Genomic DNA, 22,057 nt, shown 5'->3' with positions numbered 1-22,057 from the left:
GCTATTTTACTCGTTCGACGTTGTAAGGCGCGTTACTGGATGACGCGCGACACGCCGCGTCCGCGCGGATCGGACATCGGTTCGGGCTTGTCGCCGTCGATGCGGATCGCCTGAATGTCGCCATTGAAGTTCTGCATCGTGAACTTGTAGCCCTTGTCTTCGAGCTGCTTGACGACGCTCGCGTCGAGCTGATGGAACGGCTCCTGATAGATCGTGTCCGGCGGCAGCAACTGATGATGGAATCGCGTCGCGCCGACGGCTTCCGCCAGCGGCATGTCGAAGTCGTACACGTTCGTGATGACCTGGAAAATCGACGTGAAAATGCGCGAGCCGCCCGGCGTGCCGATCACCATCGCGACCTTGTCGTCCTTCGTGAGGATGGTCGGCGTCATCGACGAAAGCGGACGCTTTTTCGGCGCGATGGCGTTCGCATCGCTGCCGACGACGCCGAACATGTTCGGCACGCCCGGCTTCGACGCGAAGTCGTCCATTTCGTCGTTGAGCACGACGCCCGTGCCTTCCGCGATCACGCCCGAGCCGAAATACCCGTTGATCGTGTACGTGTTCGACACCGCGTTGCCCCATTTGTCGACGACCGAAAAGTGCGTCGTTTCCGCCTTCTCGGGCATCGACGTGCCGAGTCCCGGCTGCACGCTCTTCGTGTCCGAAGGTTTGTCGGGATTGACTTCCTGCGCACGCTTCAGGATGTAGTCGTCGTTGGTGAGCTGCGCGACCGGCACCTTGTAGAAGTCCGGATCGCCGAGATATTGCGCGCGGTCCGCGAACACGCGCTTCTCGATTTCGGCCACGAGATGGATGTACTGCGCGGAATCGAGCGGCACGTCCTGGAACTTGTCCTTGAGGTCGGCCTTCATCTTGAGCAACTGCACGAGGCCGACGCCGCCGGAGCTCGGCGGCGGCGCGGTGATCACGCGATAGCCGTTCCAGCTTGCCGTGATCGGCTGACGCCACACCGCCTTGTAGTCCTTCAGGTCGCGCGTCGTGATGAGGCCGTGGCCTTCCATCGACTTGGCGATCAGCTCGGCGGTTTCGCCTTCGTAGAAGCCTTTCGCGCCTTTATCGGAGATGCGCTGCAAGGTCTTGGCGAGATCCGGCTGCTTGAACACCTGACCGGCCTTCATGCTGCCGAAGTACAGATCGAAGTTGGTCTTGCCGGCGAACTCCTTCGATGCGTTGTCGCGTCGCGAGACGAGCTGATCGTCGACTTCGAAGCCGTCCTGCGCGTACTTGATGGCCGGCGCGAGCACCTGTTTCCACTTCAACTTGCCGAAGCGCTTCTGCGCTTCCCACATGCCCTGGACCGTGCCCGGCACGCCCACCGCGCGATGCCCGATGAGGCTCATGCCCTTGATGACCTCGCCCTTGTCGTCGAGATACATGTTGCGCGTGGCCGAAAGCGGCGCGCGCTCGCGATAGTCGAGGAAGTACGGACGATGATCGACGTAGAGCGTCATGAAGCCACCGCCGCCGATATTGCCCGCTTCCGGATACGTAACGGCGAGCGTGAAGGCGATCGCGACGGCCGCATCGACCGCATTGCCGCCGAGCTTGAAGATTTGTTCCGCGGTGTCGGCGGCGTATTTGTCGGCGACCGCGACAGCCGACGCGGTCAGCACCGCCGGCTGATTGTCGGTGGTTTTTGCGTAAGCCGGCGCCGTCTCGACGAATCCCGCCGTCATGAGCGCCGACGCGACGATGGCGCCGAGTGCGACCGAGCGGATGCGAAGTTCCTTTTTCAAAAGCATCTCCTGCGTTCTCCTTTATTGCATGCGACGAAAGACCAGCGCTTTATATACCACGAGCCGCGCGACGCTCAGGGCATCAACTGGCCGCCGTTCACGTCGATGATCTGGCCCGTCACATAGCGCGACATCGCTTCCGACGCAAGATAGAGGAACGCGCCGCTACAATCGTCCGGCTCGCCGATGAAGCCCATCGGAATTGCCTTGCGGAAGGATTCGAGTTGTTCCGGCGATGTGAAGCGCTCCTGAAACGGCGTCTGGATCACGCCGGGCGCGACCGCATTCACGCGGATGCGATCCGGCATCAGTTCCTTCGCCATGCCCTTGGTGATGGTGCTGACGAAGCCCTTCGACGCCGCGTAGAGGAGCGCGCCCGGCCCGCCGCCGTTGCGCGCCGCCACCGATGTCACGTTGATGATCGAGCCGCCGCCGCCCGAGCGCAGCGACGGCAGCGCCGCGCGCGTGAACGCGACGACCGAGCGCGCGTTGATGTGCATGATCTCGTCGAAGAGCTCGTCGCTCGCGGACGCGATCGGCTCGCGTTTCACGAGACTGCCCGCGTTATTGATGAGCACGTCGATCTTGCCGAAGGTATCGGCGACTTGCGCGACGGCGGCATCGATGGCTTTTGAATCGCGCACATCCGCGCCGACGGTGATCGCCGTGACGCCGAGCGCGCGCACGTCCTTCGCGACTTCCTCGGCCTTGTCTTTCGAGCTGTTGTAGTGCACCGCGACATTCGCGCCGTATTGCGCGAACGCCCGCGCCGCCGCCGCGCCTATGCCGGTGCTCGCGCCGGTGATGAGAATCGACTTGCCTTTCAGATCGTGCATGTGTGCTCCGTATGGATGAGGGTTTGAAGCGGGCGCAACAGACGAGAGTATGAAACGGAAAACCGATCGGCGGCCGAGTGGCGCGCGGCGCGTCAGTCCTCCGCGATAGGCGCTTCTTCGGCGGCCTCGAACGAATAGTGCTCGACCACGCGCTTCACCGAACTTCGGAACGATGCGACGAGATCGGAGCGGATGCCGCTGCTCGGATACGACAGCACGTATTCATACTCGATGTCGGTCTCGAACGGCCGCACGACCACGCCGTGCGCGCGCCAGACCTTGGCCGCGAACGGCTCGACGATCGAAATGCCGAGCCCGCCCGCCACCATCGCGTAACGCGTGTGCGCCGTGTCGGTGAAAACGGTGTAACGCGGCCGGTCTTCCGTCGATGAAATCAGCGATTGCTCCGCCTCGTACGGCTGGCGCGCGTTCGGCAGCCAGCCGATGAGCTTTTCGCCGCGCAAGTCGGAAGGGCGCACGATCTTCTTCTTCGCGAGCTTGTGCGTCGTGGGCATCGCGCACGACGCGCGCGCCTTGAGCAGCGTCTCCACCTCGATGCCCGCGACCGCCGGAAACGCCAGGCTCAACGCGACATCGGCCTTGTGGTTCTGCAGGTTCACCAGCACTTCCGGCACTTTCACCGAATCGACCTTGATCGGCACGCCGGGATGACGTTCGGTGAAATCGGCGAGTACGGGCGGCAAAAGCGTGGTCGCGAGCACGGGCATGCATGCGACCGTGAGGCTGTCTGAAGCTTCCTCGCGAATCATTGCGGCGACCTGCTTCAAGCGCTCCAGGCCGAGGAAGTTCTCCTCGACGGACTTGTAGAAGCGCAGGCCGGCGGTCGTCGGATTGAGACGGCCGCCGATGCGCGAGAACAGGCTGAAGCCCAGATCGGCTTCGAGATCGGCGATCAGGCGGCTGATTGCGGGCTGCGTCACATGGAGTTTTTTTGCTGCGCCGACACTGGTGCCGGTCATGATGAGGCTGCGAAATGCCTCGATCTGGCGGAAACGGATCATCTTTCGGACGGCTCTGAAGCGGCGGTTATACGGCGACGCAATCTTATAGGAAACAAACACTTGCTGCCTTAACCCTGTTCAGCTAACCAAAGCCCGAAAGTGCGTTAAACCAACAAATTGAACGACTATTCGAAAAATTTAGTGACTATAAGCACATGTGAGTGGCATCCGTCTTATTGATACGAAATACTCGCCGCCAGCCTGAAGCACGAATGAAAGCGTCTACGTAAGAAATATCCGCCAGACGCGCGGTTTTCAACGAGTTATCGGCATTGGCGCGCCGACAGAAGATAGAAAGCAATACGTTAGATTCTCCGGGCTTGAAGCTGCTTTGTTTATCCCAACGGCGATAAACGATCCGCTACACGAAGGACTGCCAAATTTCGAAAGCCCGGCGAAAGGCAACAATCGATAAACGAGACAGGAAAGAGGATTCCCCATGACGTTTTTTGCCGTTCCCCACGCATCGATCCAACGCACGAAACTCGCCGCCGCCGCGGCGCTGCTCGCGTTCTCCGCGCTGAACGCGTCGGCCGCCATCGTGCCGCCGGGTGTTGCGCTCGCCGCGAAGCAGGAACTCGTGCGCAACAACGGCTCGGAGGTCGAGACGCTCGATCCGGCGCTGGTCGAAACCGTGGTGGCGGCCAACGTCTCGCGCGACCTGTTCGAGAGCCTGACCGCGACGAATTCGGACGGCACGGTCGTGCCCGGTGTCGCGGAAAAATGGGAACAGAAGGACGCGACGACCTGGATTTTCCATCTGCGCAAGAACGCCCGCTGGTCCAATGGCGACGCCGTCACCGCAAACGATTTCGTGTACGGCTGCCAGCGCTTCCTCGACCCGAAAACGGCGTCGTCGTATGCGAGCGTGTACGGCCCGTTCCTGCTGAACGGCGCGGATATCGCCGCGGGCAAGAAGCCGGCGAGCGCGCTCGGGGTGCGCGCCATCGACGCGAGCACCGTCGAAATCAAGACCGCCGGACCCGTGCCGTTCCTGCCGGAACTGATGTCGAATCCGAACCTCGGGCCGGTGCATCGCGCGACGATCGAGAAATTCGGCAAGGAATGGACGAAGCCGGGCAACATCGTCAGCAACGGCGCGTTCCAGTTGAAGGACTGGCAGGTCAACAGCAAGCTCGTGCTGACGAAGAACGCGAACTACTGGGACAAGGCGAACGTTCAACTGACGCAAGTCACGTATCTGCCGGTCGAAGACGAGAACACCGACGTCAAGCTGTTCCAGTCCGGCGAGAACGACATGACGTATCAGCTTCCGACCGGCACCTATGCGAAGTACAGCCAGCAGTTCCCGAAGGACATCCGCAACTCGCTGATTCTCGGCACGCGCTACTACAGCTTCAACAATCGCGATCCGCTGCTGAAGGACGTGCGCGTGCGCAAGGCGCTCTCGATGGTCATCGACCGCGACCTGCTCGCGCAACGCGTGACCGCCGATGGTCAGACGCCGCTTTACGGCCTGCTGCCGAAGGGCGTGAGCGGCGCCGACGTGTCGAATTACGAATGGGCGACGTGGCCGATGGCCAAGCGGGTCGAGGAAGCCAAGAAGCTGCTCGAACAGGCGGGCGTGAAGCCCGGAACGAAGCTGCGATTCGCGATGAACACGAGCGATTACAACAAGAAGATGGCGATCTTCGTCGCATCGGAATGGAAGTCGAAGCTCGGCCTCACGATGGACATCGAATCGATGGAGTTCAAGGTGCTGTTGAAGAAGCGCCATGAAGGCGACTATCAGATCGCACGCAACGGCTGGGTCGCCGATTACAACGACGCGACGACCTTCCTCACGCTCGTGCAATGCAAGTCGGAACAGAACGACAATTTCAGCTGCAACCCGAAGGCCGACGCGCTCATCAAGGAAGCCGGCGAAACCACGGATCAAGCCAAGCGCACGCAGTTGCAGACGCAGGCCGCGAAGATCGTAATGGACGACTATCCGATGCTGCCGCTCCTGCAATACGGCCTGCCGCGCCTCGTGAAGAGCTACGTCGGCGGATACTCGCTGAAGAATCCGATGGATCATTACGGCAGCAAGGATCTCTACATCGTCAAGCACTGACGGCAAGGAGCCTTTCATGTGGTCCTATACCTTGCGGCGCGTGTTGCTCACGCTGCCGACGCTGCTGATCGTCGTGACGATCTGCTATCTGCTCCTGCACGCAACGCCGGGCGGTCCGTTCGATGGTGAGCGCAAGATTCCGGCGGAAGTGCTCGCGAATCTGCAGGCGAAGTATCACCTCGACGAGCCGCTGTGGAAGCAGTATGTGTTCTATCTTCGAGACCTTCTGCACGGCGATCTCGGTGCGTCGTTCCGTTATGCCGACTGGAGCGTGAACGATCTCGTGCTTCGTGCGCTGCCGGTGTCGCTGACGATCGGCGGCGTGTCGATGCTGCTTGCCATCGTGATCGGCGTCGCGCTCGGCATCGCCGCGGCACTGCGCCGCAATAGCATCGCGGACTATGTGCTGATGCTCGCCAGCAACGCGGGCAATGCGTTCCCGTCGTTCGTGCTCGGGCCGGTGTTGATCCTCGTCTTCGCGATCCTGCTCAAGTGGCTGCCCGCGGGCGGCTGGAACGACTTCCAGTTGCGCTATATGGCGCTGCCCGTCGCGCTGCTCGTGATGATCAACGTCGCCACGGTCGGCCGCGTGACGCGCGCGAGTCTGATCGAAGTGCTGAACACGAACTACATCCGCACCGCGCGCGCGAAAGGCTTGCCGATGCGCACCATCGTGCTGCGCCATGCGCTGAAGCCGACGCTCATTCCTGTCGTCTCGGTGATCGGCCCGCTCGCGATCTCGTCGATCACGGCGGCGGTCGTCACGGAATCGGTGTTCTCGCTGCCGGGCATCGGCAAGCTGATCGTGAACGGCGCGGCCAATCGCGATTACACGCTCGTGCTCGGACTCGTCGTGCTCGTCACGGTGGTGGCCGTGCTGCTCAACCTGCTGGTCGATCTCGCGTATGCGTGGCTCGATCCGAAGATTCGTTACTGAAAGGGCGCGCGATGAAATCTGCTTCTCTTGCACCGATGCTCGAAAGGGCGGTCGCCGGCCGCAGCCCGTGGCAGGACGCGCGCGCGCGTTTCCTGCGCAACAAGGCGGCGGTCGTGAGTCTCGTGCTGCTCGTGCTGATCACGCTCGCGTGCATCGTCGGACCGTGGTTGTTGCCGAACGAATTCGATTCGACCGACTGGAACGCGACGAGCGTCGCGCCGACGCTCGCCAACTGGCATCTGTTCGGCACCGACGACACTGGCCGCGATCTGCTCGTGCGCTGCCTGATCGGCGGGCGCGTGTCCCTGATGATCGGCGCACTCGCCACGCTCACGTCGGTGACGCTCGGCATCCTGTGGGGCGCGGTCGCGGGCTTCGTCGGCGGACGCGTCGATAACGCGATGATGCGTATCGTCGACATGATGTACGCGATTCCGTATCTGCTCATCGCTATCCTGATGGTGACGCTGCTCGGCCGCGAGTTCTATCTCGTCGTCATCACCATCACGATCTTTTCGTGGATGGACATGGCGCGCGTCGTGCGCGGCCAGACGCTGTCGATCCGCTCCAAGGAATATGTCGAAGCGGCGCGCGCGATCGGCGTGCCGACGCGGCGCATCATCGCGCGGCATGTGGTGCCGAATCTGCTCGGCATCGTCGCGATCTATACGACTGTCACCGTGCCTGCCGTCATCCTCACGGAATCCGTGCTGTCGTTCCTCGGCCTCGGCGTGCAGGAACCGATGACGAGCTGGGGCGTGCTGATTCAAGACGGCGTCGGCGTGATGGAGTCGTCGCCGTGGATTCTGCTGTTCCCGGCGGCGCTGCTCTCGATCACGCTTTACTGCATCAACTTTGTCGGCGACGGGCTGCGCGACGCGCTCGATCCGAAGGACAGGTGAGCCATGCCGCTACTCGAAGTCAACGATCTGCAAGTCGAATTCAGGACGCACGACGCCGCCGTGCGCGCCGTCAACGGCGTGAATTTCACGCTGGAAGAGGGCGAGACGCTCGGCATTGTCGGCGAGTCGGGCTCGGGCAAGAGCCAGAGCGTGCTCGCGATGCTCGGCCTGCTCGCATCGAATGGGCGCGCGAGCGGACGCGCGATGTATCGCGGCGAGAATCTCATCGGCATGACGAATCGCGCGATGAACCGCATCCGCGGCAATCGCCTGTCGATGATCTTCCAGGATCCGATGAGCTCGCTCAATCCGTATCTCACGATCGAGCGGCAGATGACCGAAGTGCTCGAACTGCACAAGAACGTCACGCGCCGCGAAGCGAAGAAGCGCGCAATCTCGATGCTCGAAGCCGTGCGCATTCCCGAGGCCGCGCATCGCATCGGGCAGTATCCGCACGAGTTGTCGGGCGGCATGCGTCAGCGGGTGATGATCGCAATGGCGTTGCTGTGCGAGCCCGAAGTGCTGTTCGCCGACGAGCCGACCACCGCGCTCGACGTCACCGTGCAAGCGCAGATTCTGCAATTGTTGCGCAATCTCCAGCATGACTTCGGCACGTCGATCGTATTGATCACGCACGATCTCGGCGTCGTCGCCGGCTTGTGCGAAAAAGTCATGGTGATGTACGGCGGGCGTGTGATGGAACAGTGCGATGCGAACACGTTGTTCGCGCAGCCTTCGCATCCGTACACGGTCGGCCTGTTGCGCGCGTTGCCGCGTCTCGATCACGACGGCGGCGAGCTGACCGGCATCCCCGGTAATCCGCCGAACATGGCCCATCCGCCGGCGGGCTGTCCGTTCCACGAACGATGCGCCGATGCAAGCGATGAATGCGCCGTCGATGCGCCCGCGCTGAAGGCGATCGGACCGGGCTGGCTGCGGGCCTGTCATCGTCCGGTTCATCTGATCAAGAAGGAAGCGAGCCATGTCTGACGCGACGATTCTCTCCGTGCGCGACATGCGCGTGCATTTTCAGGTGAAGCCGAAGAACCGTCTGCCGTGGGCGGCGCGCCGCACGCTAAAGGCCGTCGACGGCGTGAGCTTCGATCTCGAGGCGGGCGAGACGCTCGGCGTCGTCGGCGAATCGGGTTGCGGCAAGTCCACGTTGTCGCGCGCGATCCTCAATCTCATTCCCGCGACGAGCGGCGACATCGTGTGGATGGGCGCGCGCTTGTCGGGCGCTTCGACGCGTGAATGGCATCGCGTGCGCGGCGACGTGCAGATGATCTTTCAGGACCCGCTCGCATCGCTCGATCCGCGCATGACGATCGGGCAGATCATCGCGGAGCCGCTCGTCGAGCATCGACCGGGCATGAACACGCGCGAAGTCGAAGAACGCGTGCGCGCGATGATGGCCAAGGTCGGTCTGCGCGAGCAGATGATCAACCGCTATCCGCACGAGTTTTCGGGCGGGCAGTGTCAGCGCATTGGCATTGCGCGGGCGCTGATCGTCGAGCCGAAGCTCGTCATCTGCGATGAACCGGTGTCCGCGCTCGATGTGTCGATTCAGGCGCAGATCGTCAATCTGCTGAAGTCGCTGCAAAAAGAGATGAAGCTCGCGCTCATCTTCATCGCGCACGATCTGGCCGTGGTGCGGCACATCTCCGATCGCGTGATGGTGATGTATCTCGGCCGCGTGATGGAGCTCGCGGAGAAGCACGCGCTCTATGACACGCCGCGCCATCCGTATACGCGGGCGTTGCTGTCGGCGGTACCGGTACCCGATCCGGCCGTCGAGCGCGCAAAGACCGTGCAGATTCTGTCGGGCGACATTCCGAGCCCGATCGATCCGCCTTCGGGCTGCGTGTTTCATACGCGCTGTCCGATGGCCGACGCGCGTTGCGCACGCGAAGTACCGGTGTTGCGCGCGCTTGGTGAGAGTTCGTCGGCCGCCTGTCTGTATGCGTGATGGCCCCGGCGTAAAGGGACACTTTCTCTTTTACTAGCGCGTCCCTGAACGGACCGTTCGTGCCGATCCTTCGCGATCGACGGGCACGGTTCACTTCATCAGGTAATTCGGAATCCTTTCTAGTTGTTCATTTCATGTAGTTCGCGGGTCGAGTCAGTGGAGATACTTTTCATGAAAAAACAAAAAACGTCAGCGGCATTGTCCATTTTGCTTTTCGGCGCTTATATCGCCGCAGCCGTTCCGGCACATGCGCAACAGGCGCCGACGCAGACCGCGCAGGCGCAGCAGCCATCCGCCGACGATGATCTGCTCACGCGTCAAAAGGCGCTGGCACCGGATTCGCCGCCCAACACGGAAGCCGATGCGCCCGTCAGCAATCAGGCGAAATCGAAGGGATTCATCGAGGAGTCGCACTTGAATCTGTTGATGCGGTCCTTCACAGAGCATGACGAATTCAAGGGCGCAGGCAAGAAGGACGCGTGGGTCCTCGGTGCGCAGGCCGTGTTCGAGTCGGGCTATACGAAAGGGCTGATCGGCGTGGGTGCGGACGTGTCGCTCTTCGGTGCGTTCAAGCTGAACGGCGGGCAGGGCGCGGGCAATCGCGTGCACGTTTCCTCGAGCGGCGACCCGAGCGGCGCGAACCAGCTCGCGTGGGCGTATCCGGGCGTGTGGGACGTGAAGGCGCGCGTGTCGAACACGGTGCTTAAATACGGTCAGCAACTCTTCGATAACCCGTTCCTCGTGCCGCACGACAACCGCGCGTTGCCGCCGACGTATCGCGGCTTCTCGCTTGCCAGCGACGAGATCAAGAACCTGACGCTCAAGGCCGGCACGGTCGATGGCGTGATCGCGCGCGGCATGACGACCGTCACCGGCCTCACGACGGAATACGGCGGCACGCACGTCTCGCAGTTCACGTACTTCGGCGGCGACTGGACACACGGTGACGATACGGCCGTCTCGCTCTACGGCAGCGTCGCGAACAACGTATGGCAGCAGTACTACCTGACGGCGACGCAGAGCATCGGCGATCCGAAGAGCATCCGCTGGACGGGTTCGTTGAACTACTACTACACCGGCGCGATCGGCGACAAGCGTCAAGGGTCGATCAACAATAACGCGTATTCGCTCGCGCTCGCCGGCACGCACGGCGCGCATACGGTGCAGTTCGCGTTCCAGCAGATCGTGAGCGATCAGACGTTCGACTACATGGGGCAATCTGCGGGCGATTATCTGTCGAATTCGCTCGATGTCGACTACAACCAGCCGCATGAAAAATCGGTGAGCCTGTCGTATTCGCTCAACCTCAAGGAATACGGCCTGCCCGGCGCGAAGTTCGCGTTGTGGGGTGCTTACGGCTGGGGCGCGGATGGCAGCGCGATGGCTAACGGCGACAGCGCTCAGGCGGCTAACTATCTGGTGAACGGCAAGCCGATCAGCGGTACGCACTACGAAATCGGCGTGATCCCGAGCTACACGATTCCCGACGGCAAGTTCAAGAACACGTCGATCAAGTTCTACTACATGCATCATCACAGCAATAGCGCGTACTATCCGGACGGCACGAGCGACGTCTACCGGCTGATGGTCAATGTCCCTGTGAACGTGTTCTGAAAACGCCTAAAAACACCGCAGCGTAAACCCTACAAAAATACCCGTTTACATTACGTTTAACTTTCATTTATAAAGAGAGGGCGTGCTGCGGATTGCCATGTCTCGCCCACGCTCATCGCCCGGCAGGTCTCCCTCTGCCGGGCTTTTTTTCGTCTGTACGATCCGCGCTCACTGCAGCTTTCATGCGCTTACACCGTTTCATCCTCTAAGTGAAAACCCCGCCATTTCTTTCGCTTGACTTACTTGATATATCACATACTGTGTATATGCGCGCAGCATGAATGGGCGTCGCGGGAGGCGTCGTTCGACGTCCGCATACACAAGGCATATTTGCCAAGGAGACAGGCATGGGAATGAACCAGATGGGCCGCGATGACAAGGCGTCGCGCCTCGCGTCGCCGTGGGTGCAGTTGGTTTTCGGCGTGATTTGCATGGCGATGATCGCGAACATGCAGTACGGCTGGACGCTCTTCGTCAATCCGATCGACGAGAAGTACCACTGGGGCCGCGCGGCCATTCAGGTGGCGTTTACGATCTTCGTCGTGACGGAGACATGGCTCGTGCCTATCGAGGGTTATCTCGTCGACAAGTACGGTCCAAGGCCGGTGGTGGTCGGTGGCGGGCTGCTATGCGCGATCGCGTGGGCGATCAACTCGGTGGCGTCGTCGCTGCCGCTTCTGTACTTCGCCGCGGCGGTCGGTGGCGTGGGTGCGGGCGCGGTGTACGGCACGTGCGTCGGCAACGCGCTCAAGTGGTTCCCGACGCGGCGCGGACTTGCTGCGGGCATCACGGCGGCAGGCTTCGGGATGGGTTCCGCCGCGACCGTCGTGCCGATCGCGCACATGATCAAATCGAGCGGCTATGAAGCGACGTTCCTGTGGTTCGGTCTCGGCCAGGGCCTCGTGGTCTTCCTGCTCGGCATGGCGCTCTATGCGCCGCCCGCGCAGTTGCTCGCGACGGTGAAGAGCACGGTCAAGGCCGCGGTCTACAACGCGAGTCCGAAGCAGGTGCTGCAGTCGCCGATCTTCTGGGTCATGTATCTGATGTTCGTGATGATGGCCGCCGGCGGCCTGATGGCGACCGCGCAGCTCGGTCCGATCGCGAAGGACTTCGGCTTGCACGATTCGCCCGTGTCGATACTCGGCTTGACCTTGCCCGCGCTGACCTTCGCGCTCACGATCGACCGCGTGCTCAACGGTCTGACGCGGCCGTTCTTCGGTTGGGTCTCGGATCGCATCGGACGGGAAAACACGATGTTCGTCGCGTTCGCGATCGAGGCGGTGGGCATCGTCGCGTTGTCGAAGTACGGGCATAGCCCGATCGCGTTTGTCGTGCTGACGGGCATCGTGTTCTTCGCGTGGGGCGAAATCTACAGTCTCTTCCCGGCGACGTGCGGCGATACCTTCGGTCCGAAGTTCGCGGCGACGAACGCGGGCCTGCTGTACACGGCGAAGGGCACGGCGGCGTTGCTGGTGCCGTTCTCGAGCGTCATCACGACGATGACCGGCAGCTGGCACGCCGTGTTCATGCTTGCGGCGGGGATGGCGGCGATATCGGCGCTGCTCGCGCTTTTCGTGCTGAAGCCAATGCGCAATGCGCATTCGCAGAACCAGCAAAGTCTCATGCAACAAGGGCTAACCAAAACGAACCAGATATCTTCCTGAAATTAGCCTGGTTTTCACTGTCGTCCGCGAACGTCCTTGTGCCGGTTCGTGGCCGGGCAGTGCTCGTGTGAAGGTTCTCTCCGCGCGTCTTCGGCTGAAGCCGCGCGGAGAAGGGAGCGGGTCAAACGGGCCGCCGCTTCGGCAACTTATTAATTTGTGTCACACCGCGTTACAATTCCGCCTTCCAAATAGGCGGCATTCATGAGAACGCTGGGACAAGCTTTTAATAAGAACGGCCGAGAGGACAGTAATAATTTCCTGCTGTTGCGTCTTATCGCCGCTTCGCTCGTTGTCTATGGGCATTCGTTCGCGCTTGCCGCCACGACCAACGGTCTCAGAGATTTCACGACGTCGATCCTGCATTACCGATATTCGGGCGATCTCGGTCTGCATATCTTTTTCGTCATCAGCGGATTTCTCATCACGTTCAGCTTCGATCGTCGGCACAGCGTGAAAGACTTCGTCATCTCGCGCGCCCTGCGTCTGTTCCCGGCGCTGGTCGTTTGCATGGCGCTGCTCGCCTTCGTGCTCGGTCCGTCGTTGACGACGCTTTCGCGCGGAATCTACTTCGAGTCACCCGAGACGTACGGCTTTGTCTGGCGCAACGCCTCTCTGTATGAGTATGCCGAGCGCTTGCCCGGCGTCTTCGCGGACAATCACGCGCGGAACGCCGTGAACGGAACGCTGTGGAGCATCTGGGTCGAGGTCCGGCTTTACGTCCTGGTACTGGTGTTCGGCGCGCTCGGCGCGCTTCGCAGTCGATGGGTCGCTAACCTCTGCATCGCCGCCCTGGTCGCGATCGGACTCTTCGCGCCGACGTACATGCCGTTCATCACGGGCGATCCGTCCAACCTTCGCGTTGCCGTGTTTTTCGCCGCTGGTGTCTTTCTCTACGTCAACCGGGATTTCATCCCGCTGAACCGCCAGGGTCTCTTCGCGCTGCTGCTTGCGGCGGTGCTTTCCTACCGTCAGCCGGCGTTCGAGATTGCCTGCGGCGCGGTGATTGCCTATGGCGTGTTCATGATCGCCTTCGCGCCAAAGCTCAATCTCGGACCCATCGAAGACTATTCGTACGGGATCTATCTCTATGGCTGGCCGATTCAGCAGGTCGTGAATCACTTCTATCCGGACGGCTCCGCGCTACAGATGATGCTGATCGCGCTGCCCGGTTCCTGGCTCGCGGGCGCGCTCTCTTGGTATTTGATCGAGAAGCAGGCGCTCGGATTGAAGGCGAGGTATTCGGGCGCCAAAAAGGCGAAGGCCGCGGGCGGCGTTGCGCTGTGATGACGATGATCCTTGCGACCCGGCTTGTCGCCCGCCTCGCGCCATCGAATCAGAACCGCGTGCCGACGCTGCAGCCGCCGAAGCCGCCGCCGTTGGTGGCAAAGCCGCTGCATCCGAAGAGGCCGCAGCCGGACAGGGCGAGCAAAGCGGCGATGAGCGTCGCCGCGGCGCAAAGAGAACGAAGGTGCTTCATGGCGGGATCGGAATCGGAATCGGGAAAGCCGGACGCGATTCTCGCGGAACCCTCGCTTCCCGATGTCAAAATCCGTCGCCGTCTCAACCTGGCTTGCCATCCGCACGCGGCTTGAAGAGCGGCGCGGCATAAGCGGCGACGTAGAGCCCGAACGCAAGAACCCAGCACGACCCAGCCGCAAAGACCCACGTCGAATGCCACGAAGGCGCGACGAGCGGCCCGAGCACGCGCAGTGCGCCCGCTGACATCACGAGCGCGTAGCACGCGACATCGCGCGTGTCCGCGACGAGCGGCCGTCCGGTATGCCCGCGCGCGGTGCGCGTGATCATCGCGATGATCGCGCCGCCGATCGCGCCAGCCGCGAACGCATGCATCGCGAGACTGTGCGGCACGCGTGTCCATCCGAGCGCCGACAGCGCGAGCAGTGCGAAGCCGAGCGGCAGCCACGCATAAGCGAGATGCAGGATCGCGAGAATCGGCCGGCCGCGCACCGCGTACGAGCGCCAGCCGATCATCCGCGCGAGATGCACGCCGCAGGCCAGCAAGGCGATCGGCGCGACGATCGCGCCATCGAGCGCGAAGGCGTCCGCGACAAACGCCGCGATCGTGAGCGGCGCGGCCATCAACTCGACGAAGCGCCAGCGCCGTGCGATGAAACCGGGCATTGCATTGGCGGTGAACATCGGGATCACGCGTCCGCCGATCACGCCGACGAGCAACACGACGATGCCCGCCGACGCACACACCGCGCGCATCGCGAGATCGGGGCGCGCGTCGATCGCGAACGCGTGGAACGCGGCGTTCAGCGCGCCGAACGCGAACACAACGACCGCGATGAAGTAGTTGCGCCGGTTGCCCGCCTCGACGAGCACCCGCAGCAGCAGAATCGCGGCGACCGGCAGGAACGCGCTATCGACGATCGCCGCCGGCAGCGCCGGGCCGCTCCACACGAGCACGCGCCCGGCGAGCCACAGCAGCACGAGCGATGCGAGTGTCGCGCCCTTGGCCGTGTCGCGTCCGGTCCACGCGCGCACGGCCGTCAGCAGAAAGCCGGCGACGATCGCCGCCGCGAACCCGAACACCATCTCGTGCGCGTGCCAAGCGACCGGATCCGCGCGCAGCAGATAGCCGCCGAAGAGCGGCACGCCCGACAGCACCAGTAGCCACACCGTCACCGAGAGCGCGCCGAACGCCGCGCCGCACAGGTAGAACGGCCGGAAGCCGAGATCGAACAGCGCGAAACGCGGCCGATGCTCCGGCGAACGCTTCTGCGGCGTCGCGATGAAAACGGTGTCGGGTTCTGCGATCTTCATGTTGTCCTCAATGCGGGATCGGCTGCTTGACCGGATCGCCATCGCCGACGATCGCGAACACGAGCAGCTTTGCCGGCTTCGTCGCGCTCGCATTCTTCGACACGATGTGATGCGCGCCCGGCGGTTCGTACCACGATTCGCCGGGGCCATACGTCTTCGCGCTTCCGCCTTCGAGCTGCGAAGTCACGCGGCCCTCCAGCACGTAAGCGAAGATCGACCCCGGATGCATGTGCGCCTCCGACGACTGTCCCGGCTTGTACGAGACGGTCGCCATCAGCACGTTCTTGCCGGCCACTTCCGGCACGGCCTGCTTGATCATCGGCGTGACGAGTTCCGCGCCCGCCGCGTCGTGCGCGCCGGCGCTCGCTGCACCGATCGTCAGCGCGGCCGCCAGCACGAGAATTTCGCGCTTTCTCATGTCGATGCCCTCACGCCGGCAGCTTGCGGAAAGCGATCGCGAAACGGTTCCAGCTATTGATCGCGGAAACGAGCAGCGTCAGGTCGACAATTTCATCGTCGCTGAAATGGGGCTTCACGGCTTCCCACACGGCATCGGGTACGTGGTCTTGCGACACCAGCGTCAACGCCTCGGTCCATTCGAGCGCGGCGCGTTCGCGATCGGTGAAGAACGGCGTCTCGCGCCAGACAACGACCGTCGCCAGCCGCCGATCAGTTTCGCCGCCCTTGCGCGCATCGGTCGTATGCATGTCGACGCAAAACGCGCAGCCGTTGATCTGCGATGCGCGCAGCCGTACCAGTTCGGTCAGCGATTTCTCGAGCGCGGACTTCGCGATGCGCTCCTCGACGCCGACCAGCGCCTTGATTGCTGCGGGATTGGCTTTGTAGAAGTCGAGACGGGGTTCCATTTGCGTATCCTCTTTGCCTGGGTTCTGAAAGTGCGCCAGATCGACGCGGCAAGAGCAGATTAGGCGTCTGGCCGGCCTTTTGAAATGGCCGGTTTCTACAAAATCGAGGTAACCACTTGCAAAGGCTGGAACGCGCAAAAAAACCCCGCGGCCAAATGCGCCGCGGGTCGAGAGGGCCGCACCACGCACGGAATCAGTCGAGCGCGGCGGCCGGGCCGAAGAACTCGTAGCGGCTCTGCGCTTCGGGCACGCCGAGCGCCTTCAGATGCTTTTTCACCGCCTTCATGAACGCCTTCGGCCCGAGGAAGTAGGCATCGACATCGCGGTTCTTCGGCAGCCACGTATCGAGCAGCTTTTCGTCGACAAAGCCGATGCCGTGCGCTTCGAGATCGCCATCGCGCTTGTGCTCGTAGCAGTAGAAGCGCTTCAGTTGCGGATGGCGCGCCGCCAGTTCCTCGATCGCCGCACGGAACGCGTGCACGCCGCCGTGCCGCGCCGAGTGGATGAAGTGCACCGGGCGTTGCGTTTTGAGCGCGGCTTGCAGCATCGCGAGCGTCGGCGTGATGCCGACCCCGCCGCTGATGAGCACGAGCGGCTTGTCGTTGTGTTCGAGCTTGAAGTCGCCTGCGGGCGGATAGAGATCGAGCACGCTGTTTTCGCCGACGTGTTCATGCAGGAAATTCGACACCTTGCCATTCGCCTCACGCTTCACGCTGATGCGATATTCGCGGCCGTTCGGTGCGGCCGAGAGCGAGTAGTTGCGGCGCAGTTCCTCGCCGTCGATGAACAGGCGCAAGCCGATGTACTGACCCGGATGGAAGTCGAGCAGCGCGCCGCCGTCTTCCGGCACGAGATAGAAGGACGTGATCTCGTCGCTTTCCTTCTCCTTGCGCGCGACGACGAAACGCCGCGTGCCGCGCCAGCCGCCCGGCGCGTTTTCGCGCTCGCTGTAGATGCCTTCCTCGAGTCCGATCAGCAGATCCGCAAGTTGCCCGTAGGCGGCGGCCCACGCCTCGATGACGGCGTCGGTGGCGATTTCCGCGCCGAGCACCTCACGGATCGACGCGAGCAGGCAGCGTCCGACGATCGGATAATGTTCCGGCTGGATGTCCAGCGCGACGTGCTTGTTGATGATCTGGCCGACGAGCCCGTCGAGCTTCTCGAGTTCGTCGATGTGCCGTGCGTACATCAGCACGCCGTTGGCGAGCGCGCGTGGTTGCGCGCCGCTTGCCTGGTGCGCCTGGTTGAACATCGGGCGGACCTCGGGATACTCGCTGAGCATCTTGTTATAGAAGTGCGTGGTGAGGGCTTCGCCGCCGCTTTCCAGAAGGGGAACGGTCGCTTTGACGATGGCACGGTGTTCTGCTGACAGCATTGTTCGTTTCCTCGTGTGATAAAGGCGAAAGCGGGGCGCTTTCGCGTCTGAATTCTTCGGCAGAATCTATACACGATCCGTGCCAGAGTAGAATCGTCGATAAATCAATCATTTATTATCAAACATGGTCGATTCGACTCTAGTCAAAAGGACTGCTGACGTAGTCGCAATGACTTCACGCGTGCTGCTCGATGCGCTCGTTCCGCTTATCGAGGACCTGTCGAGCGAGATGCCCGACACCGAGCGCTACCGCCGTTTGCTGCACACATCGCGCGCGCTGTTTCCGAGCGATGCGTCCGCGCTGTTGCGGCTCGACGGCGATACGCTCGTGCCGCTCGCCATCGACGGTCTTTCGGGCGATACGCTCGGCCGGCGCTTTCGCGTGAGCGACCACCCGCGGTTCGCACGCATTCTCGCGCGCGCTGAACCGACGCGCTTCGCCGCCGGCTCGGACTTGCCCGATCCCTACGACGGACTGGTCAAGGGCGTGAGCGGCGATCTGGAGGTGCACGATTGTCTCGGCTGCCCGCTCGTCATCAACGGGCGCGCGTGGGGCTTGCTGACGCTCGACGCGCTCGATCCCGCGCGCTTCGACGGCATCGACATGGCTTCGCTGCAGGCGTTCTTGAGTCTCGCGGCGGCGACCGTGAGCGTCGCCGAACGCATCGATGCGCTCGCGAAATCGAGCGAGGCCGAGCGTCAGCGTGCGGAGGTGTATCGGCAGGCGAGCGGACCGCGAAGGCGCGAAATGATCGGCAGCAGCGAGCCGCATAACCGCTTGCAGGAAGAGATTGCGATCGTCGCGTCGAGCGATCTGACCGTGCTCATCACCGGCGAGACGGGCGTCGGCAAGGAGCTCGTCGCGAGCGAGATTCACGCGCTTTCGCCGCGCGCCGACAAACCGCTCGTCAGCCTGAATTGCGCGGCGCTGCCCGATACGCTCGTCGAAAGCGAGCTCTTCGGGCATGTGCGCGGTGCGTTTTCGGGCGCGTCGTCGGACCGGCGCGGGAAGTTCGAACTCGCCGATGGCGGCACGCTCTTTCTCGATGAAGTCGGCGAGCTGCCGCTGCCCGTGCAGGCCAAGCTGCTGCGCGTGCTTCAGAACGGCCAGTTGCAGCGGATCGGCTCGGACAGCGAGCACAAGGTCGACGTGCGGCTCATTGCCGCCACCAATCGCGATCTCGCCGAGGAAGTGCGTGAAGGGCGCTTTCGCGCGGACTTCTATCATCGGCTGTCGGTGTATCCGCTCGTCGTGCCGCCGTTGCGCGAACGCGGACGCGACGTCTTGCTGCTCGCCGGCTACTTTCTCGAAGAGAACCGCTCGCGCCTCGGCCTCCTGAGCCTGCGTCTTTCCGCCGATGCGCAAGCCGCGCTGCTCGCGTATCGCTGGCCCGGCAACGTGCGCGAACTGGAGCATCTGATCGGACGCAGCGCATTGAAGGCGCTCGCGGCGCATCGCGAACGTCCGCGCATCCTCACGCTCACCGCCGCCGACCTCACGCTCGCCGGCGACACCGCACTGGCCGCCGATGCCGCGACGCGCGTCGAAGCCGCGCCGCTGCCCGCGCCGGGCGCCGACTTCCGCGACGCCGTGACGGCCTACGAACGCACGCTCATCCTCGACGCGTTGAAGCGTCACAACCAGAACTGGGCGTCGGCGGCGCGCGAGCTCGGTCTGGATCGCGCGAATCTCAATCGCCTCGCCAAGCGCCTCGGGCTCAAATGAGCAACACCTCGTTCATCTCGAAATGATGGACATGGCCGCGCAAAGCGACTATCTACAGTCCTTAGCAGATCGGGTCGACGTCGTTGCTCGTCTCAAAAAGATGCGGTTCATTGTTCGAACGCAAAAAACACTTGGATTTGTCACGCGCATCGATGTGACAGATTGAGACAATCTCTGAGTTGGGAAAAACGGGCGATCTCTTCTAAGATCAGAAAAGCCTAGCGCAACCCATCTGCAGCAAGAACATTGCAGCGCCTTGAAGAACCGAGCCGGACGAGCAGCACGCGCCCGGCACATCGAACACGGCAAATCGACAACGGGGGTTACGTGCGAAACGTGGCAAAGCTCGGCACATTCTTTTGGTCCGCGCTCTTCGCGTTTTTCAGCATCGGAGCGTTCGCGGCCGACAACGCGCCGCTGGAGCGCGCGCCCGACACGATGCAGGCCCGCGTGATGGGATGCGCCACATGCCACGGCTCGCAGGGCCAGGGCACCGACAACGACTACTTCCCGCGTCTGTCCGGCAAGCCCGCCGGCTATCTGTACAACCAACTGCTCGCTTTTCGCGACGGCCGGCGCAAGTATCCGCCGATGAATTACCTGCTCGCGTATCTTCCCGACGCGTATTTGAATCAGATCGCGGAATACTTCGCGAGCGAACATCCGCCGTTTCCGCCGCCGTCGCCCGTCACCGTCGATTCGAAGACGCTCGAGCTCGGCAAGACGCTCGTCACGAAGGGCAACGCTACGCGCAACGTGCCCGCCTGCGTGAGCTGCCACGGCGCGTCGATGACCGGCATGGAGCCGGCGATTCCCGGTCTGCTCGGCCTGCATGCCGACTACATCAGCGCGCAACTCGGCGCATGGCGATACGGCACGCGCTCGACGGTCGCGCCGGATTGCATGGGGCAGGTCGCGAAACTGCTCTCCGACCGCGACATCACCGCGATCGCGGCCTACCTCGCGACGCTGCCCGCGCCGGCCGATCCGGTGCCGGTCGCCGCCGGTTCGCTCAAGATGCCGCTCGCGTGCGGCAGCGTCCACAACTAAGCGAGGACCCGACGTGCTCCGTTTTCGCCCATTCCGAGCGCTGACCGTCGCGGTCTTCATGGCGGCGTGCGCCGCGCCGATCGAACATGCCATCGCGCAGAGCGCCGACGCCGCGACCGTCAAGCGCGGCGAATATCTCGCGCGCGCGGGCGATTGCATCGCGTGCCATACGCTGCCGGCGGGCAAGACGTTCGGCGGCGGCCGTCCGATGGACACGCCCTTCGGCACGCTCTTCACGCCCAACATCTCGTCGGACAAGGAGACGGGCATCGGCAGCTGGAGCGCCGGCGAGTTCTACACGATGATGCACTCGGGCAAGTCACGCGACGGCTCGCTGCTTTATCCCGCGATGCCCTATACGTCCTATACAAAAGTCACGCGCGCCGACTCCGACGCAATCTATGCATTCCTGATGTCCACGCCGCCGGTGCATCAGCCCAACCGGCCGCACGAATTGCGTTTTCCGTTCAACCGACGCGAGCTGCTGTACGGCTGGCGTTCGCTCTTCTTTCGCGAGGGCGAGTATCAGCCGGACGCGACGCAATCCGCGGAATGGAACCGCGGCGCATATCTCGTCGAAGGGCTCGGTCATTGCTCGATGTGCCACACCGCGATCAACGCGCTCGGCGGCAATGTGAAGTCGAAGGCGTTCGAAGGCGGGCTGATCCCGATCCAGAACTGGTACGCGCCGTCGCTCACGTCGAACAAGGAAGCGGGTCTCGGCGACTGGAGCATGGAGGACATCGTCGGCCTGCTGCATGCGGGCGTGTCGAATCGCGGTGCGGTGTATGGACCGATGGCCGAAGTTGTCTACGACAGTCTGCAATATCTGAGCGAGGAAGACGTGCGCGCGATGGCCGTCTATCTGAAGGCGCTGCCCGCGCGTTCCGGCGACAAGCCCGCGCCGCCGAGCCAGGCGGCCGTCGAGGCGCGCTCGGATCTCGCGCCGCTCGGCAAGAAGGTCTACGACCAGCACTGCGCCGAATGTCACGCGACGCAAGGCCAGGGCAAGCCGCCCGATTTCCCGCCGCTCGCGAACAATCAATCGATCGTGATGAACTCGTCGGTGAATCCGATCCGCATGGTGCTGAACGGCGGCTATCCGCCGGGCACGTTCAAGAACCCGAAGCCTTACGGCATGCCGCCGTTCGCGCAGTCGCTCTCGGATGTCGAGGTCGCGGCGGTCGTCACGTATATCCGCACCGCGTGGGGCAACCACGGCACGCCGGTTTCCGTGAAGGAAGTGAACGAGCTGCGTTCGGCGCCACTTTATTGAGCATCGACGACACCATGACCGAAGACCCGAATGAACTCGCGAAGGAAGACGCGCAACTCGACGAGATCGTGAAGCGCGGCCCGTCGGGCGCGATCGCGCTCGCGGGCATCTCGACCGCGATCGTGATCGGCATCTGGTTCATCTTTTACTTCGCCGTGTTCCTGCCGCGCGGCGTGATCCAGTGATTCATTAAGGC

At 62.8% G+C, this 22,057-nt stretch carries 20 protein-coding genes; 12 read left to right on the top strand and 8 right to left on the bottom strand.

What is annotated here, in order from left to right; genetic code table 11:
- Window positions 1–32: 32 nt before the first annotated feature.
- From ggt to NCS03_RS17945, 3 genes are all read right to left on the bottom strand, one after another.
- Entirely contained in the window at window positions 33–1,700 is a 1,668-nt protein-coding gene (gene ggt, locus NCS03_RS17955) for a gamma-glutamyltransferase (RefSeq protein WP_502801530.1), read from the bottom strand.
- A 134-nt stretch (window positions 1,701–1,834) separates the two neighbouring features.
- The gene (locus tag NCS03_RS17950) at window positions 1,835–2,596 is read right to left on the bottom strand and encodes an SDR family NAD(P)-dependent oxidoreductase (protein WP_008353174.1); all 762 of its coding nucleotides are present in this window, start codon (window positions 2,594–2,596) and stop codon (window positions 1,835–1,837) included.
- Between the two features lie 92 nt (window positions 2,597–2,688).
- Complete coding sequence (locus NCS03_RS17945) at window positions 2,689–3,618, bottom strand: LysR substrate-binding domain-containing protein (RefSeq protein WP_250529508.1); 930 nt, start codon at window positions 3,616–3,618, stop codon at window positions 2,689–2,691.
- Window positions 3,619–4,057: 439 nt separating this feature from the next.
- Here NCS03_RS17945 and NCS03_RS17940 point away from each other — a divergent pair, with 439 nt between their 5' ends.
- The 8 genes from NCS03_RS17940 to NCS03_RS17905 all read left to right on the top strand — a co-directional run bounded on the left by NCS03_RS17940 (window position 4,058) and on the right by NCS03_RS17905 (window position 14,062).
- On the top strand, window positions 4,058–5,695 hold the full coding sequence (locus tag NCS03_RS17940) for a peptide ABC transporter substrate-binding protein (RefSeq protein WP_008353176.1): 1,638 nt from the start codon (window positions 4,058–4,060) through the stop codon (window positions 5,693–5,695).
- Window positions 5,696–5,711: 16 nt separating this feature from the next.
- Window positions 5,712–6,632 (top strand): oligopeptide ABC transporter permease OppB, encoded by a 921-nt coding sequence (gene oppB, locus NCS03_RS17935; RefSeq protein WP_008353177.1) that lies wholly within the window; start codon window positions 5,712–5,714, stop codon window positions 6,630–6,632.
- 11 nt (window positions 6,633–6,643) lie between these two features.
- Window positions 6,644–7,534 (top strand): ABC transporter permease subunit, encoded by an 891-nt coding sequence (locus NCS03_RS17930; RefSeq protein ID WP_372492481.1) that lies wholly within the window; start codon window positions 6,644–6,646, stop codon window positions 7,532–7,534.
- A gap of 3 nt (window positions 7,535–7,537) precedes the next feature.
- Window positions 7,538–8,524, top strand: a complete 987-nt coding sequence (locus NCS03_RS17925; RefSeq protein WP_175979411.1) for an ABC transporter ATP-binding protein — start codon at window positions 7,538–7,540, stop codon at window positions 8,522–8,524.
- Window positions 8,517–9,500 carry a murein tripeptide/oligopeptide ABC transporter ATP binding protein OppF gene (oppF, locus tag NCS03_RS17920; RefSeq protein ID WP_250529507.1) on the top strand — a complete coding sequence of 328 codons (984 nt, stop codon included), beginning with the start codon at window positions 8,517–8,519 and terminating at the stop codon, window positions 9,498–9,500. Before NCS03_RS17925 ends, oppF begins: the two co-directional genes overlap by 8 nt.
- Before the next feature lie 171 nt (window positions 9,501–9,671).
- Window positions 9,672–11,114, top strand: a complete 1,443-nt coding sequence (locus NCS03_RS17915) for an OprD family outer membrane porin (protein ID WP_250529506.1) — start codon at window positions 9,672–9,674, stop codon at window positions 11,112–11,114.
- A 347-nt stretch (window positions 11,115–11,461) separates the two neighbouring features.
- Window positions 11,462–12,778, top strand: coding sequence for an oxalate/formate MFS antiporter (gene oxlT, locus NCS03_RS17910; RefSeq protein ID WP_250503019.1), 1,317 nt, complete (start codon window positions 11,462–11,464; stop codon window positions 12,776–12,778).
- 201 nt (window positions 12,779–12,979) lie between these two features.
- Window positions 12,980–14,062: an acyltransferase family protein gene (locus NCS03_RS17905; protein ID WP_250456811.1), complete on the top strand. Its 1,083-nt coding sequence runs from the start codon at window positions 12,980–12,982 to the stop codon at window positions 14,060–14,062.
- Between the two features lie 49 nt (window positions 14,063–14,111).
- Here NCS03_RS17905 and NCS03_RS17900 read toward each other — a convergent pair whose 3' ends face one another.
- The 5 genes from NCS03_RS17900 to hmpA form a co-directional block, all read right to left on the bottom strand.
- A complete protein-coding gene (locus NCS03_RS17900; RefSeq protein ID WP_167561851.1) occupies window positions 14,112–14,255 on the bottom strand; it encodes a hypothetical protein in 144 nt (47 codons plus the stop codon).
- Between the two features lie 83 nt (window positions 14,256–14,338).
- Window positions 14,339–15,568: an NnrS family protein gene (locus tag NCS03_RS17895; protein WP_008353189.1), complete on the bottom strand. Its 1,230-nt coding sequence runs from the start codon at window positions 15,566–15,568 to the stop codon at window positions 14,339–14,341.
- Between the two features lie 7 nt (window positions 15,569–15,575).
- On the bottom strand, window positions 15,576–15,986 hold the full coding sequence (locus NCS03_RS17890; RefSeq protein WP_250440652.1) for a cupin domain-containing protein: 411 nt from the start codon (window positions 15,984–15,986) through the stop codon (window positions 15,576–15,578).
- A 10-nt stretch (window positions 15,987–15,996) separates the two neighbouring features.
- A complete protein-coding gene (locus NCS03_RS17885; protein WP_008353193.1) occupies window positions 15,997–16,434 on the bottom strand; it encodes a carboxymuconolactone decarboxylase family protein in 438 nt (145 codons plus the stop codon).
- Between the two features lie 193 nt (window positions 16,435–16,627).
- Window positions 16,628–17,809 carry an NO-inducible flavohemoprotein gene (gene hmpA, locus NCS03_RS17880; RefSeq protein ID WP_250529505.1) on the bottom strand — a complete coding sequence of 394 codons (1,182 nt, stop codon included), beginning with the start codon at window positions 17,807–17,809 and terminating at the stop codon, window positions 16,628–16,630.
- A 124-nt stretch (window positions 17,810–17,933) separates the two neighbouring features.
- Between hmpA and norR the strand changes: the two genes are divergently transcribed.
- From norR to NCS03_RS17860, 4 genes are all read left to right on the top strand, one after another.
- Window positions 17,934–19,535, top strand: coding sequence for a nitric oxide reductase transcriptional regulator NorR (gene norR / locus NCS03_RS17875; protein ID WP_250503015.1), 1,602 nt, complete (start codon window positions 17,934–17,936; stop codon window positions 19,533–19,535).
- 387 nt (window positions 19,536–19,922) lie between these two features.
- Window positions 19,923–20,585: a c-type cytochrome gene (locus NCS03_RS17870; RefSeq protein WP_502801529.1), complete on the top strand. Its 663-nt coding sequence runs from the start codon at window positions 19,923–19,925 to the stop codon at window positions 20,583–20,585.
- 58 nt (window positions 20,586–20,643) lie between these two features.
- Window positions 20,644–21,861 carry a c-type cytochrome gene (locus NCS03_RS17865; RefSeq protein WP_008353197.1) on the top strand — a complete coding sequence of 406 codons (1,218 nt, stop codon included), beginning with the start codon at window positions 20,644–20,646 and terminating at the stop codon, window positions 21,859–21,861.
- Window positions 21,862–21,875: 14 nt separating this feature from the next.
- Window positions 21,876–22,046: a hypothetical protein gene (locus NCS03_RS17860; RefSeq protein WP_033537070.1), complete on the top strand. Its 171-nt coding sequence runs from the start codon at window positions 21,876–21,878 to the stop codon at window positions 22,044–22,046.
- Window positions 22,047–22,057 lie beyond the last annotated feature (11 nt).

The organism is Caballeronia sp. ATUFL_F1_KS4A (assembly GCF_023630905.1).
Lineage (GTDB): Bacteria > Pseudomonadota > Gammaproteobacteria > Burkholderiales > Burkholderiaceae > Caballeronia > Caballeronia zhejiangensis.
The sequence above is the reverse complement of the archived record's forward strand: the minus strand, read 5'-3'. Positions and strand labels throughout refer to the sequence as shown.